General features: G+C 49.8%; 13 protein-coding genes. 5 read left to right on the top strand and 8 right to left on the bottom strand.

Annotation, left to right across the window (positions count from 1 at the left end):
- Nucleotides 1–424 precede the first annotated feature (424 nt).
- Both I2I11_RS07225 and I2I11_RS07220 read left to right on the top strand, forming a co-directional pair.
- Nucleotides 425–3,409 (top strand): AsmA family protein, encoded by a 2,985-nt coding sequence (locus I2I11_RS07225; RefSeq protein ID WP_196267013.1) that lies wholly within the window; start codon nt 425–427, stop codon nt 3,407–3,409.
- 179 nt (nt 3,410–3,588) lie between these two features.
- A complete protein-coding gene (locus I2I11_RS07220; protein WP_196267012.1) occupies nt 3,589–4,380 on the top strand; it encodes a DUF4382 domain-containing protein in 792 nt (263 codons plus the stop codon).
- Between the two features lie 175 nt (nt 4,381–4,555).
- Here the strand turns inward: I2I11_RS07220 and I2I11_RS07215 are convergent, their stop codons facing one another.
- From I2I11_RS07215 to I2I11_RS07195, 5 genes are all read right to left on the bottom strand, one after another.
- Nucleotides 4,556–5,032 (bottom strand): DinB family protein, encoded by a 477-nt coding sequence (locus tag I2I11_RS07215; protein ID WP_196267011.1) that lies wholly within the window; start codon nt 5,030–5,032, stop codon nt 4,556–4,558.
- A 5-nt stretch (nt 5,033–5,037) separates the two neighbouring features.
- Nucleotides 5,038–5,430, bottom strand: a complete 393-nt coding sequence (locus I2I11_RS07210) for a DUF6970 domain-containing protein (protein WP_196267010.1) — start codon at nt 5,428–5,430, stop codon at nt 5,038–5,040.
- Between the two features lie 48 nt (nt 5,431–5,478).
- Complete coding sequence (locus I2I11_RS07205; RefSeq protein ID WP_196267009.1) at nt 5,479–5,859, bottom strand: diacylglycerol kinase family protein; 381 nt, start codon at nt 5,857–5,859, stop codon at nt 5,479–5,481.
- A 180-nt stretch (nt 5,860–6,039) separates the two neighbouring features.
- Nucleotides 6,040–6,387 (bottom strand): peptide-methionine (R)-S-oxide reductase, encoded by a 348-nt coding sequence (locus I2I11_RS07200; RefSeq protein WP_196267008.1) that lies wholly within the window; start codon nt 6,385–6,387, stop codon nt 6,040–6,042.
- 114 nt (nt 6,388–6,501) lie between these two features.
- Nucleotides 6,502–6,894 (bottom strand): methionine-R-sulfoxide reductase, encoded by a 393-nt coding sequence (locus tag I2I11_RS07195; protein ID WP_196267007.1) that lies wholly within the window; start codon nt 6,892–6,894, stop codon nt 6,502–6,504.
- 212 nt (nt 6,895–7,106) lie between these two features.
- Here I2I11_RS07195 and I2I11_RS07190 point away from each other — a divergent pair, with 212 nt between their 5' ends.
- Both I2I11_RS07190 and I2I11_RS07185 read left to right on the top strand, forming a co-directional pair.
- Nucleotides 7,107–7,559 carry a Panacea domain-containing protein gene (locus I2I11_RS07190; RefSeq protein WP_196267006.1) on the top strand — a complete coding sequence of 151 codons (453 nt, stop codon included), beginning with the start codon at nt 7,107–7,109 and terminating at the stop codon, nt 7,557–7,559.
- A complete protein-coding gene (locus I2I11_RS07185) occupies nt 7,560–7,904 on the top strand; it encodes a hypothetical protein (RefSeq protein WP_196267005.1) in 345 nt (114 codons plus the stop codon). It abuts the gene before it with no gap.
- A 146-nt stretch (nt 7,905–8,050) separates the two neighbouring features.
- Here I2I11_RS07185 and fumC read toward each other — a convergent pair whose 3' ends face one another.
- The 3 genes from fumC to I2I11_RS07170 all read right to left on the bottom strand — a co-directional run bounded on the left by fumC (nt 8,051) and on the right by I2I11_RS07170 (nt 10,935).
- Nucleotides 8,051–9,448 carry a class II fumarate hydratase gene (fumC, locus tag I2I11_RS07180; RefSeq protein WP_196267004.1) on the bottom strand — a complete coding sequence of 466 codons (1,398 nt, stop codon included), beginning with the start codon at nt 9,446–9,448 and terminating at the stop codon, nt 8,051–8,053.
- Between the two features lie 260 nt (nt 9,449–9,708).
- On the bottom strand, nt 9,709–10,407 hold the full coding sequence (locus I2I11_RS07175) for a hypothetical protein (protein ID WP_230679953.1): 699 nt from the start codon (nt 10,405–10,407) through the stop codon (nt 9,709–9,711).
- A 45-nt stretch (nt 10,408–10,452) separates the two neighbouring features.
- Nucleotides 10,453–10,935: an Mpo1 family 2-hydroxy fatty acid dioxygenase gene (locus tag I2I11_RS07170; protein WP_196267002.1), complete on the bottom strand. Its 483-nt coding sequence runs from the start codon at nt 10,933–10,935 to the stop codon at nt 10,453–10,455.
- A gap of 258 nt (nt 10,936–11,193) precedes the next feature.
- Between I2I11_RS07170 and I2I11_RS07165 the strand changes: the two genes are divergently transcribed.
- On the top strand, nt 11,194–14,115 hold the full coding sequence (locus I2I11_RS07165) for a CHASE domain-containing protein (protein WP_196267001.1): 2,922 nt from the start codon (nt 11,194–11,196) through the stop codon (nt 14,113–14,115).
- Nucleotides 14,116–14,280 lie beyond the last annotated feature (165 nt).

Here is a 14,280-nt window from a genome sequence, read left to right as displayed (position 1 = left end):
GAGGTTTTTTAACTACGCAGGTATAATAATGTTTGGCCTACGCTGTTGCGGAGCAGACACTCGCGGGAGTTGTGCACACCGCGAGTGTCAGGGTCAGAGTTATCCCTGCTGTCCTGCTGCAGGCTAAAATTTCTGCTTCTGCAGCGTATCTTTGTGGCGCCGTTGTCATGTATCAACGTATTTATACCTGCTGGTTATACTTTCCGGGAGCATTTTATTAGCGCAGCCTCCTGTAAAGTATAAACTGCGGGTACTGCCGCGCTTCCAACATTAACGTAAGCATCCGGACAAGCCAAAAACAAGTATGGCAGCGGCTGCCTGAATGCCCGTGTGGCCGTACTTATTCTTTTCGTGCACGGTTTTTGCCAACGTTTTACGTTAGCTTTAATAATGATGATCCAGGAATAAAATTATACTCTGTTCTATGAAAAAAGTAGTAATCGGCTTTTTTATCTTTCTGGCGGTGCTTTTTGCCGCTGCGGCATTGGTGCCGCTTCTTTTCAAAGATAAAATCAAACAGGCCATCGACAATGAATTAGCCAAAAGTATAAACGCAAAGGTACTTTATCAAACCGATGATGTAAGTGTTTCCCTGTTGCGCCACTTCCCGAACCTGTCGCTGGACATAGACAACCTGACGGTAATCGGTATAGATTCTTTTCAGACCGACACACTGGCGCAGATACCTTCCTTTAACATGGGCCTCAACCTGATGAGCGTCATCAGCGGCGATGAGTTAAAAGTAAATTCCATTACGCTGGACGAGCCTGTGATACACCTGGTGGTGCTCAAAAGCGGCAAAGCCAACTGGGATATCTTTGTGGAGGATACCACTGCTGCTCCCGCCGACACGGCCGCTTCGGATTTTAAAATGGCTATTAACCACTGGGAGGTAAATAATGGGACGCTCTTTTACGATGATCTGAGCATCCCCTTTGGCATGGCGGGCTACCACGTAAACCATACCGGCAGCGGCGACTTTGAACAGGATGTATTCGATATGGTGTCTGAGACCACAGCCGATGGCGTAACTATCACCTACGACGGCGTAAACTACGTGGAGAATGCCACACTGGATGCCGATGTGACCATGGCGATGGACCTGGACAAATCGCTCTATACTTTTAAGGACAACAGAATCCTGCTGAATGCGCTGCCTTTTACCTTCAACGGCTCTATCCTGATGCCGCACGACGATATTGACCTCGACCTGGCTTTTAAAGCAACCGATGCGGATTTCAAGAGTGTGCTATCGGTGGTGCCTGGTATGTATACCGATAAATTTGACGAAATCAAGACATCCGGCAAACTGAGCTTCGATGGTTACATCAAAGGGCGCTACAACGATACGCTGATGCCCGGCTTTGGGACGGAGTTGCAGATTGCAGACGGGATGTTCAAGTATCCCGATCTGCCGGAGGCCGCCCGCAACATCAACGTAAACATGCGCATCGATAACAAAGACGGCATTGTAAACAATACCATTGTTGATGTGCGGCGATTTCACCTGGATCTGGGCAAAAACCCTGTGGATGCCAAAGTGCTGATAGAAGGGTTGGAACCGATGAAGATAGCCGGTAACGTGAAAGCCAACGTAGATCTGGCAGAATTAACCAAAGTATACCCTGTGGAAGACCTGACTTTGCGCGGCCTGCTGAAGGTAGATGCCGATGCCAAAGGCGTGTACAGCGAAACAAGTATGCCGGTAATCGATGCCGACCTCAACCTGACCAACGGGTACATCAAATCAAAGGATTTTCCGGCGCCTATACAAAGCCTGAACATGGTAACGAATGTGCGCAACACCACCGGCAATACCGACGACACCCGCATCAACATAGAGCGCTTTAACATGAGCCTGGATGGGGAACCGCTGGCGGGTAACATGCTGATAGTCGGCATAGACAAGCCTGCTTTCGACGGCCGCATCAAAGGTATACTTGACCTGACGAAGCTGACGAAGATTTTTCCGCAGGAAGGTATGACCGTATCGGGCAGGATAAAGGCGGATGTAGCTGCTAAGGGAAAGCTAAGCGACATTGAGGCTGAGAAGTATAACAACGTAACAGCCAACGGTACCATGGCCATCAGCAACCTGAATTTTGTAAGCACAGATTTGCCGCAGGGTATAAAAATAAGCCAGGCCGATGCGGTGTTCAACAACGAGCGCATTGACCTGAAAAACATGAGCGGCTACCTGGGCAAAAGCGACATCCGGGCCAGCGGCACACTTTCTAATCACCTGGGCTATGCCCTGGCCGATAACCAGGCACTGCGCGGCAATTTCAACATCAGCTCCAACCGCTTCGATGTGAACGAATGGCTGGTAGATGATGAAGGCGCGCCGGCAGATCAGTCTACCGAGGGTGTGGTGGAGGTACCGGCAAACATGGACGTCACCCTGAACATTAACGCCAAACAGGTGCTTTATACCGATTTTAAGCTAAACAACGTAGGCGGACGTGTGCTGGTAAAAGACAGGATTGCGAAGCTGGAGGAAGTAGGCTTTAACATGCTGGGCGCCACGTTTGCCACCAGCGGCAGCTATAATACCCAGGATTTGCTGCGCCCGCTTTTCGATGTGAAATTTGCTATCAACAACCTCAGCTTTAAAGAGGCTTTTAACAATTTTAATACGGTAAAGGCCCTTGCTCCTATCGCAGCCCTGCTGGAAGGCAAGTTTTCTACTGACTTTAATTTTGCGGGCGAACTGGGCCAGGACATGATTCCGGTATTTAAAACGCTGGACGGCAGCGGCGTGATAAACATTATCCGGGCGGCTTTGGGGAATGTGAAGATTGTAGATAAAATCAGCAGCCTTACCAATTTCAATGAACTGAAGACCTTCGTAATCGAAAACAAGAAGATTGATGCGGAAGTGGTGAACGGAAGCCTGGTTATCAAACCATTTGACCTGAAAATTGGGAATGTGGAGATGACAGTAGGTGGCGCGAACAACCTTGGCGGGCAGATAGATTATGTAACTGCCCTGAACATGCCGGCAGGTAAAATAGGCCGCGAAGTAAACACGCGTTTATCCGGCCTGCTGGGCAAGGAGCAGGTGCAGGCCGCCGACCGCATTACCCTGAATTTAAAGATTGGCGGCACGCTGACTGATCCGAAAATAGGCCTGGCTGGCGGTTCTGTAAAAGCCCAGGCCAAAGACATGGTGAAGGAAGTAGTGCAGAACAAGCTGGACGACGTGAAGCAGCAGGCCAAAGATACACTACAGGCCGAACTGAACAGAAGAAAGCTGGAAGTTGAGCAAAAAGCACGTGAGGAACTGGAGCGGAAGCGCACGGAGGCCGAAAAGCAGCTGAAACAGAAAGCAGCAGATAAAGTAGGTGGTTTCCTGAAACAAATCACCAAACCGGCAGTCAAACCTGATACTACCAAAGCAGGCAACTGATTACCCGGCAAGTATACGGATTGTGTTTATGCCACATGACCCGCCTAAACCCCGCAAAAGCTTTTGCTTCTGCGGGGTTTGTTTTTAAGCTATAGTTATATTTTAGTGCAATAAAGGTTGGCTATATGATTGAATTCTTTAGTTTTGCAACTATAAGTTTTTATTTTAATACAATTAATATGAGGAAGAGATATTTTATCACTTTTTTGATGAGCGGGCTGGTATGGTTCAGCTCATGTGACAGCGACAATGATACCAATGGGTCTGCCACCATGCAGGTGCGCCTGACAGACTCGCCCGGCGACTACGAGGAAGTAAACGTGGACATTCAGTCCGTGCAGATACACAAGGAAGACTCTGATGATGAGAGCGGCTGGCAAACCCTGGATGAAATCCACCCGGGCATATACAACCTGCTGGATTTTGCCAATGGCCGCGATACGCTGCTGGCTAGTGCTAACCTGCCTACAGGCGCTATCTCCCAAATCAGGCTGATACTCGGTGAGAATAACACGCTGAAGTTGAAAGATGGCACTCTGGTGGAGCTGAAAACCCCGTCCGGCCAGTCTTCCGGCGTAAAGTTGCAACTGAATGCCAATTTAAAAGAGGATGTCACCTACGTGGTATTGCTGGACTTTGATGCGGCAAAATCGGTGGTGGCCCGTGGCAATGGGCAGTATAACCTGAAGCCCGTGGTGCGCACGATTACGCAGGCCATTGCAGGTGGCATTAAAGGCAAGGTGTCGCCGGCCGAGTATAAGCCCGGCATTTACGTGATTTCGGCTGCCAGCGATACTACCGGCGGCTTTGCCAACGATAATGGCGATTTCCTCATCAAAGGTTTGGAAGCAGGCACCTATACTGTTAAATTCTATGCAGCCGACAGCGTACACAACAAAACGGTGGAGAATGTAACGGTATCGCAGGACGAAATTAAAGATCTGGGCACAGTGGAGTTGCCGCTGCAATAGAATGAAACAAAATACTGTCTGGCAGGATAGAAAGCACCAAAGAAAAAATTATCAGGAACATAGGTTTCTGCTTTCCTGCTGATTTCAGTTACCGGATAATTTCAAATTTTACCCTGTAAAAGAAAAGGGGCTCTTCAAATCGAAGAGCCCCTTTTTGTCTATCTAGTTGTACAGCCTAAAACACCTGTCCCATCAGTTCGCGCACGTAGGTTACGTAGTCGGTGTTGGGTGGGGTATGGCCGCATTTGCGGAGGTCGGTTGCTACCTGTGCGCGGTGGTAGGTGGCGTGGTTAAAAGCATGCGTCAGGATGTCGAGCACGCGGGTGCTATACTGCTGGCCCAGGCTGTTGGTATAATGTATAAGCCGGTTAAACTCTTCCTCGTCTGCATCGGCTACCAGTTCAGCGATTTTGTAAGAGGCGTAATTATGCAGCGCCACCAGTTCTTCCAGCGGGTGTTCCTGCCATACTTTCACCGGGCTATCGGTGCCGGTAATCCGGGCAATCCAAATGGCCTGCGCATTAAGGGCGTGGCTCTGCAGGCGCAGTGCATTTCCCGGTACTTCGGGCAAGGTGGCAAACACATCCAGCATCGTTTTGTTGGCCCAGATGTTATACTCTGATAGGTTTTTTAGTACGTCGTTTCCAGTCATGATAATCAGTGTTCTCGTTTATCTTCCCAAATTAAAGTTTCATTCTTGCGCTGCTCAAAAAAATCAGGGCAGCGGCCGTCTCCCTTGCCCGTAATGCCGCCGTCCGGCTCGCAAAGCACGTTGCCATACATGTCGTATACTTTGCCGGGTATGTCGCAGCAGCGGCTGGTGAGGTAGTATACTTCCTGGTCGTGGTAAGTATAGCGGTAGATTTTGGCAGGCGGATTAGCGGGTTTGTCTTCCTGTAGCTGCTGTATCAGTTGGCTGAGCCAGGGAGCGGCCAGGGCGTTGGCTGTGGCGCCGTCAGGTATCTGCGGCGACAGGCCCGGCCTGCAGGCGGCCAGCAGGCAAACCAGCAGTACAGGCAACGCCCCGAAACATAACCTTTGTGTAGCCATAGCGGCGTAAATATAGTAAACCCGCAGGTGTAAAAGAAGCTTACCGGCTCAACTGTTCAGGTAACGCATCCAATAAGGCACAAACAGGATTAGCCCGATAATGGCTGCGGTGATAGAGGCCATGAGCACAGCGCCCGCGGCCAGATCTTTTGTTTTGCCTGCCAGCGGGTGAAGCTCCGGCGACACCAGGTTAGTGAGCGTTTCGATGGCTGTGTTAAAAATTTCCGCCATCCAGACCAGGCCCACACAAAAAACAAGAATACACCACTCGTTGCGTGTTACCTTAAACCGGAAAGCCATGATAAACACTATCATGCTGGCCAACGCATGCAGGTGCATGTTGGGCTCTGATCGGAAAACGGCACTTATACCTTTAAATGCATACTTAAAGCTCTTGTAGCGGGTGCTGAAAAAAGAAGGACGGCGCATCTTTTTAGTAGGAATAGTGAAGTATAAAGGTGTTTTACCGCAGCGGCAGGTATAAAGTTATACTTTAAGATGTGCGGGCTGGTATCGCCGGAAACAAAGCTGCGGAAGAAATATATGCTGCTTGGCGGAAGATGCCAGGTTTATACTTGTTGCCCTTATTGCCCAAGGCAGGCGCCTTCTCTACTCCTCTGCTTTAAACTGCAGCGCATTGGCATTGATGCAGTACCGCAGGCCGGTCGGTGTTCTTTTATCTTCAAACAGGTGGCCCAGGTGCTGGCTGCAGCGGTTGCACAGCAGTTGTATCCGGTCTCTCCCATATGTATCCAGGTGGTTTTGTCGGACGCTCTCTCCGGCATGTTGCCAGAAACTCGGAAAGCCGGAGCCCACATCAAACTTCTTATCTGCTTCAAATAAAACATGGCCACAGCTGGCGCAGGTATAAACGCCCGGTTCGTGCGGCCGTTCCTCCGGGTTTACCGGCTGATTCCGGACCAGGATTTTTGTGGTTTTTGGATGAGTAGGATTCATAGATTTCAAAACGGACATACTTCATGGCGTATAAGCCTTTGAACTTTAGCAATGAGGCATAATAATTATCAGCCGGTAAACATGTAATCTTAAAATCTATGAATCCTACAAATCCTAGTCCAGATCTTCTACCGGCACGAAATTCATCGACAGGGAATTAACACAATGCCGCACATTCTTGGGCGTCTGGTACTCGCCCTCAAACAGGTGGCCCAGGTGCGCGCCGCAGTTGGCACAAACAATTTCGGTGCGGCGGCCGTCGGCATCCGGCACGCGCTTTACGGCGCCCGTTATCTCATCGTCAAAGCTCGGCCAGCCGCAGTGCGACTCAAATTTATACTCCGAGGTATAAAGCGGGTTGTTGCAGCGTTTGCACAGGTACACGCCTTCGGCCTTGTGGTTGTTGTACTCACCCGTTCCGGGATATTCGGTGCCTTTGTTTACGATAATGCGTGCTTCTTCTGATGTGAGCACGTTGTATTCTGATGGATCTTTTGCTACTTTCATATTTATACTTATGTTTTGGCTTGATTATACGTGTAGTAACATAAACAAACAACGGCGCCAAAGGGTTTGATTCAGCGCCATGGCTGTTTCTGCGGCAAGGGTGCTGCCTGGCAAAATGCCGGCCGCACAAGTATAAGTTAAACCAGATTCGTTTGAATCAATATTTTTATCTATTCGTTCTATTGTAATACCTTTGTGTAAATTTATCTGATATGAAAGTATATGATAGCGTGCTACTTGCCAAATATATGATGGCGCTGGCATATGAGAAAAGGATAGTCCTGAATGTAACGAAGGTGCAGAAGTTGTTGTATATTGTGTATGGCTATTACCTCTCCAAATACAACCATCCGATTACGGTAGAGATGCCCAAAGCATGGCCCTATGGCCCGGTGTTTCCCAGAACCAGAAAAGAAGTAGATTATACCAACATTTTGCCTTTGTCTTCAGAAGAGTTTAAGGAGATCAGAGAAGATCAGGAGCTGACAGAAGTTCTGAACAGGGTTATTGAGAAGTATGCTCCTTTTTCTGCGTCCAGGTTGTCCGACTGGTCTCATATTGAAGGCGGTCCCTGGGATAAAACGACAAAACAGAAAGGGTTTGACTGGAGCCATCCGATACCAAACGAGTATATAGCTGAGTATTTTTCGTCTATGAATATTTAAATGGCTGCCAAGAACTTACTGGATGTAATACAACATACATCGAGGTCTAAAAATAAAGATATTGATATTGATTCGGACGAACTGGAAGCACAGAAGGTCCAGAAAGCGCTGGAAGCAGACAGGTATTCCTCCGATACCAGAGACAGGAAATGGCTTGCTATCTGGACGGCTGTGATAGTGTCTATATGGCTGCTGGTTGTTTTATTGATTCTGGTGCTTAATGCAAAGTGGCAGCTGGGCTTACATGATGCCATACTGGTGGCATTGCTGGGCACCACCACTTTAAACGTACTGGGACTTTCATTCATCGTACTGCGCGGGCATTTTAACGGGTATAATAAGTAGTTTATCAGGCTACAGGCAGATAAAAACAAAAAAGCAGCTCCAAACGGAGCTGCTTTTTTGTTTAGCTACTAAGACGCAATATTTTGCGCCGCTACAAGTATGAACAAGTATAAAAGTCCTGTGTCTAGCGTCTAAAATCTAACGTCTTATTTTTTCAAACTGCCGATCATGTCTTCCGGTTTCACCCACTCGTCATACTGCTCCGAGGTGAGCAGGCCAAGTTCAATGGCGGCTTTGCGTAGCGTCGTACCTTCTTTGTGGGCTTTCTTTGCAATTTTGGCGGCGTTGTCGTAGCCGATGTGGGTGTTAAGCGCTGTCACCAGCATCAGCGAGTTCTCCAGGTTCTCCTTGATCTTCTCTGTATTTGGCTCAATGCCTACGGCGCAGTGCTTGTCAAAGGAGTCGCAGGCGTCGCCGATAAGCTGGGCGCTCATCAGCAGGTTGTAAATCATCACCGGTTTAAACACATTCAGCTCAAAATGGCCGTTCATGCCGCCCACCGAAATGGCCACATCGTTGCCGATTACCTGGGCACACACCATCGTCATGGCTTCGGCCTGTGTAGGGTTTACTTTGCCCGGCATGATGGAAGAGCCCGGCTCATTTTCCGGAATCTTAATCTCGCTGATGCCGGAGCGCGGGCCGGAAGCCAGCAAACGGATATCATTGGCAATCTTCATCAGGCTTACAGCCAGTTGCTTCAGTGCGCCCGAGGTTTCTACAATAGCATCGTGGGCGGCCAGCGCCTCAAACTTGTTTGGCGCCGTGATGAACTCCTGGCCTGCATACTGTGATATTTTTTTGGCCACCAATTCGGCATAACCTTCGGGCGTGTTCAGGCCCGTGCCTACCGCCGAACCGCCGAGTGCCAGTGTGCTCAGGTGTGCCAGCGTGTTGCGGAGCGCTTTCATACCATAATCCAGCTGCGCTACATAGCCCGAAAGCTCCTGCCCCAGTGTCAGCGGTGTGGCGTCCATCAGGTGCGTGCGGCCAATTTTTACCACATCCATAAACTGCTCCGACTTGCTGTGCAGCGTGTCGCGCAGCTTCTGCACCATTGGCAACGTATGTTCCACCACTTTTTTGTAAGCGGCAATGTGCATGGCCGTCGGAAACGTATCGTTCGAAGACTGCGACTTGTTTACGTCGTCATTTGGATGGATTTTCTTTTTCTCATCCATTAAATCACCTCCCAGCAGTACGTGTGCGCGGTTGGCGATCACCTCGTTCACGTTCATGTTCGATTGTGTGCCCGAGCCCGTCTGCCATACGACCAGCGGAAACTGATCGCTTAGCTTGCCTGCCAGGATCTCATCGGCTACTTCAGAAATCATATCGGCTTTGTCCTGCGGCAGCACACCCAGCTCGGCATTGGCCTGCGCAGCAGCTTTTTTAAGTATAGCAAAGGCTTCGATTATTTCCTTCGGCATTAGCTGGCCGCCTATGGTAAAATTATCTTTGGAGCGTTGCGTCTGTGCGCCCCAGTATTTGTCTGCAGGCACCTCTACGGGGCCCATGGTGTCTTTCTCTACGCGAACTTGCATATCTTTTTATCTAATGGTTATAACAGAAATACGTGTCTGTGGCAAAGCTACAAAAATATTTTTTCGGGTTTGGAGCCCATACGTAGCGTTATACCTCTTCAGCCACTCAGAACTTACGCGAAATCCGGTAAAGACGCTATGAACGTATGCAGTATCGTGCTTCCAGGATTTGTCGGCTCTTAGGAGCTTGTTTCAGGTAACCGGCATAACAGTAAAAGCAGAACTATACTTCAGGATCACGCACGTTTATACTTGCAGTCTTAGTGTATCACCCGTTTGCCCGAGTACTGCGAGAGCAAGGCTATTGTTTCGGGCTGCACAGGTTTGAGGTAGGCCGTATTGATGATACGAGCATCATTAAAGCTGATCAGATACGCTCCCTCCCGCCCCAGCGACTGAATGCTGCTGATATCCTGCATGGAATAAGTGTGATCCTGCTGCAAGAAGCTGCTTACACTGATTTCCTGCTTTGTGATGGTGACATGCCAGCGCATGGCGTACCAGGCACCCAAGGCCGCTATCACCAGCATCACCAGAAAGAGAATACGATAGGAGCGGCTGGAATTGTGCCCTTCCTGTTGCTGCATGTAGGTCTGGTACAAATTATAGTCGTGGCCCAGCAGGCTGCTTTGCGCAGCGCGCAGCGGGAGTACAGCCAGCGTAAGCCCCAGCAGCAGCCCCGGTGCAAAGAGCGCCTGGAAATTAGGCGTGAGAACGTAAATATCCCTCTGGCCGGAGGCATACAGGATGCTGGAAAGCATGGCCAGTACACCGGCAGCAAAAACCGACAGCACGGCGGCAAAAAAGAAGTAAGCCACCGTCAGTTTCCATTCCTGTCTCTGGATATACTTCAGCTCACTGGCATCCAGCACTGTAAGCTGCCGTGCAGGCGACAGCCTGCGCAAGGCATAGCGAACCACGGGCAACAGCACGGCTATCGCAAAAAATCCAATTAACATGCTTCTGATTATTTCCAGCATAAGGCAAGGGTTGTGGCTGCAAAGTTAATACGGTATCCCCAATTTCCGGTAAATAAAACCAAGCAGCCAGGCAGGCCCTATCAGCAGGAACTGCAGGTCGTTGAAAAAGGATGGTTTTTTGCCCTCTACCTTATGCCCGTAAAACTGCCCGGCCCAGGCCAGCACAAATATTACAAGGCAAATCAGCCACAGCGGAGTGCCGGTAGCGGCATCTAAAGCATGCACGGCCCAGAGCACCACGGCACACACCAGCGCCATACCCAAAAACATAGTAAACGATAGCCGCAGGTAAAACAGCAGGCCCAGCACCAGGACCACAGTGCCGAAATGGATGTATGGCTGCATTGCCGGTGGGAAAAGGGCTTTCAGTACATCGCTCGGAATGCTGGCCAGCAGCCCCACGATACTGAAGAAAATAAGCGGAACGCAAATCCAGTGAATAAGCTTGTTGGTGTGGTTCTGGTGGCTCTGGCCATACGCATCGAACCATTGCTGCATGTTTTTCATACTTTCAGCTGCTTTTATGCCGTTGTACACTTATATTTAGTAAATAAGAGGTAAAGCTGCTTTGTTTGAGCCTAAGCCGCAGCGCCGGCCAGAGGCAGACAGCGTAATTACTTGCCCGGCACAGCGTTTATACTTAGCGCACGGACTTGTTTTTTTACTATATTTGGGGTTGAAGCAGCAAGCTCCGCCAAGCCGTAAGTAATTGTGTTTGTAGCGGATTTGCTGTATAATAAGTTGCCAAGCCATAACCTGTAGCATATGAATTTTGCCAAGCCGGCTGCTTTTACAAAAGATTACTTTATCGCCATTTCTTCTTTCCTGCTGATATTTCTGCTGACGCTTTTTATTTACGATGAAACGAAGAAAAAGGCAGAGGAGCGTGGCGCCAAACTATTCGAGATACGTGCCAGCCAGGCTTCTGAGTCTATCCAGACAAGGGTGAAAGATTATATACAGATTCTGATTGGTGCCAAGGCGCTCTTTATTGCTTCTGATACGGTAACGCGCTCCGATTGGCATACGTACTACGAAACCCTCCATCTGGAGGAAAATTATCCTGGCATACAGGGCTTTGGGTATACGCACATAATATACCCAGACGAGCTAGCGCGCTTTGAGCAGCAGATCCGGAACGAAGGCTTCCCTGATTTTAAAGTATACCCGGAGGGCAAGCGCAATATATATTCCTCTATTATTTACCTGGAGCCTTTTGGCAGTCGTAACAGGCGGGCTTTCGGCTATGATATGTTCAGCGAACCCGTGCGCCAGTCAGCCATGCGTATTGCACGCGACACCAAACAGCCGGCCATGTCGGGCAAAGTACGGCTGGTGCAGGAAAACGGCAAAAATGAGCAGCCCGGATTTCTGATTTACCTGCCCATATACAAGGATAACGCTGATCCGAAATCGATGCAGGACCGGCAGCGCCTGATTAAAGGGTTTGTATACAGCCCCTTCCGGGTACACGACCTCATGAACTCAGTGCTGGGAGACGATTACCAGGACCTGGACATTGAAATATTCGACGGCAACACGCTGAGCAGAGAATCCCTGCTGTACAACACCGACTCGACGTTTCACTTTAACAAGCATGGCGGGAGCAAGTTTCATAACCGCAGCACTCTTTCCATCGGCAATCATACCTGGCGCATTTTTATCACCGGCAAAGAAAGCTTTGTGCGCACGGCCGATGCCGATCTTCCGTATTTTATACTTTGGGGGGGCAGCATCATCAGCTTCCTGATGTTTTTCATCATCTGGTCGCTGTCGAACACGCGGCGCTCTAACCGCCTGAAGCAAACTATCACCGACAATGCAACCGCCGGATTGTTTATCATGAACGCCAATGGCTACTGTACCTTTATGAATCCGGCTGCCGAAGAAATGACGGGCTTTACTTTTAAGGAGATGCAGGCCCGGCCGCTGCACCAGATGATCCACCATCACCGCCCTGACGGAACGCCGTACCCACTGGAAGAATGCCCGATCGACAGAGCCCTGCCCACCAACAACAGCATGCGGGCACACGAAGATATGTTTATCCGCAAAGACGGTACCTTTTTCAACGTAACCTGCGCGACCCGTCCTATCATAGAAAACGGTGTGCCGGCGTATACCATTATAGAGGTGCGGGATATTACGGACGAAAAAAGAGCCCAGCAGGCTATTATCGAAAGCGAAGCCCGCTTCAGAACAATGGCCGACAATGCGCCGGTAATGATTTGGGTAGGCGATGCCAGCGGTAAGTGCGTGTACGTGAATAAGCAGTGGACAAACTTTACCGGGCAGACTTTTGCACAAAGTATAAGTATGGGCTGGCGGCAGGTAGTGGTAAAGGAAGAAGAAGCCGCTTATGCCGAGACGTTCAGAAAGGCAGCGGAGCATGCAGAAGCCTTTAAGATGGAGATGCGCATGCGCCGCCATGATGGTGAAATACGCTGGGCCATCAACACGGCCATGCCGCGCTTTGGCGTGAACGGGGAGTTTTTAGGCCACATCGGCTCTATTATTGACATTACGGAAATAAAAGAAGCCGAGCGTAAGGTAAAGCAAAATGCCGAACTGCTGCAGAAACTGTTCCTGGAGGTGCCGGCGCTGGTGGGGCTGGTGCGTGCGCCCGATTACCAGTATGCGCTTGCCAGCCCGCTTTATCGCCAGCTTTACGGCAACCGCCCGCTGGTAGGCAAAACCATATTCGAAGCACATTCCCCGTCGGAAGGCGAGGGCTTTTTCAGCAAGCTGGAGCATGTATTTAAAACCGGCGAGCCATTTGTAGGCAAAGAAGTGCCTACCACTATCGACTGCCTGAACAGCGGTGGACGCAGAGATGCCTACTTTAACCTGGTATACCAACCCCTGCTGGACACGAGCGGAGAAGTAGAGGCCGTGCTGGTATTTGCGGTGGAAGTTACCGAACTGGTAGCGGCCCGCAAGCGGATGCTGGAAGCAAACGATGAACTAAGCGAAAAAAACAGCGAACTGCAGCGCATCAACAACGACCTGGACAGCTTTGTATACACGGCATCCCACGATCTCAAATCGCCGATTGCCAACATGGAAGGCCTTACGGCACTACTGCGCGATGTACTGGATGGTAAGCTGAACCAGGCAGACAATAAGATCCTGGACATGGTCAGCGACTCTATCAACAAGCTGAAGCAAACGATAGCCGACCTGACCGAGATTACAAAGGTGCAGAAAGACCTGCAGGCGGAAGTGGAGCCGATTTATTTTGAGAAGGTGCTGCAGGATATAACCAGCGATATACAACGGCTGGTGCTGGAGTCTGACGCTACTATCACGACCAATTTTCAGGTAGATAGCATCCTGTATACGCGCAAAAACCTGCGCAGCATCATCTACAACCTGGTTTCCAACGGAATCAAGTATAAAGCTTTGGAGCGGCGGCCGGAGGTAAACATCAGCACCTACCGCCAGGGCGAGTTTGTGGTGCTGGAGGTGGCGGACAACGGATTGGGTATAAAAAAGGAGCAGCAGCACAAACTGTTCAGCATGTTCAGGCGCCTGCACACCCACGTAGAGGGCACCGGCATCGGCCTATACATTGTGAAGCGCATTATCGAAAACAACGGCGGCCGCATTGAGGTGGAAAGTGAACTGGGCCAGGGTACCACTTTTAAAGTATACTTCAGGCAGGAACCAGAGCCCGTGCAGGTATAATGCGGACAAGTATAAACCCGGCAGGTTTTAAAACCTGCCGGGTTTGCTTTCTGGAAGTATAAAAGCAGGCTCAGCAGTATAAAAAGGAGCTTTATTTCCCTCAATTTTGTTCTGATTAGCTGTGCCAGCTACTTCGGGAAGTATCACAGCTCATACTTAAAGGCT

It is taken from the genome of Pontibacter rufus (genome assembly GCF_015694705.1).
Classification (GTDB): domain Bacteria; phylum Bacteroidota; class Bacteroidia; order Cytophagales; family Hymenobacteraceae; genus Pontibacter; species Pontibacter rufus.
Note: the sequence above shows the minus strand (reverse complement) of the source record. Positions and strands in the feature narration are given on the sequence as shown.

Bases quoted from the DNA above. Each gene is read 5' to 3' on its own strand.
- I2I11_RS07220 (WP_196267012.1), top strand. From the start codon at position 3,589: ATGAGGAAGAGATATTTTATCACTTTTTTGATGAGCGGGCTGGTATGG.
- I2I11_RS07175 (WP_230679953.1), bottom strand. From the start codon at position 10,407: ATGTTAATTGGATTTTTTGCGATAGCCGTGCTGTTGCCCGTGGTTCGC.
- fumC (WP_196267004.1), bottom strand. From the start codon at position 9,448: ATGCAAGTTCGCGTAGAGAAAGACACCATGGGCCCCGTAGAGGTGCCT.
- I2I11_RS07165 (WP_196267001.1), top strand. From the start codon at position 11,194: ATGAATTTTGCCAAGCCGGCTGCTTTTACAAAAGATTACTTTATCGCC.
- I2I11_RS07210 (WP_196267010.1), bottom strand. From the start codon at position 5,430: ATGGCTACACAAAGGTTATGTTTCGGGGCGTTGCCTGTACTGCTGGTT.
- I2I11_RS07215 (WP_196267011.1), bottom strand. From the start codon at position 5,032: ATGACTGGAAACGACGTACTAAAAAACCTATCAGAGTATAACATCTGG.
- I2I11_RS07195 (WP_196267007.1), bottom strand. From the start codon at position 6,894: ATGAAAGTAGCAAAAGATCCATCAGAATACAACGTGCTCACATCAGAA.
- I2I11_RS07185 (WP_196267005.1), top strand. From the start codon at position 7,560: ATGGCTGCCAAGAACTTACTGGATGTAATACAACATACATCGAGGTCT.
- I2I11_RS07200 (WP_196267008.1), bottom strand. From the start codon at position 6,387: ATGAATCCTACTCATCCAAAAACCACAAAAATCCTGGTCCGGAATCAG.
- I2I11_RS07225 (WP_196267013.1), top strand. From the start codon at position 425: ATGAAAAAAGTAGTAATCGGCTTTTTTATCTTTCTGGCGGTGCTTTTT.
- I2I11_RS07190 (WP_196267006.1), top strand. From the start codon at position 7,107: ATGAAAGTATATGATAGCGTGCTACTTGCCAAATATATGATGGCGCTG.
- I2I11_RS07170 (WP_196267002.1), bottom strand. From the start codon at position 10,935: ATGAAAAACATGCAGCAATGGTTCGATGCGTATGGCCAGAGCCACCAG.
- I2I11_RS07205 (WP_196267009.1), bottom strand. From the start codon at position 5,859: ATGCGCCGTCCTTCTTTTTTCAGCACCCGCTACAAGAGCTTTAAGTAT.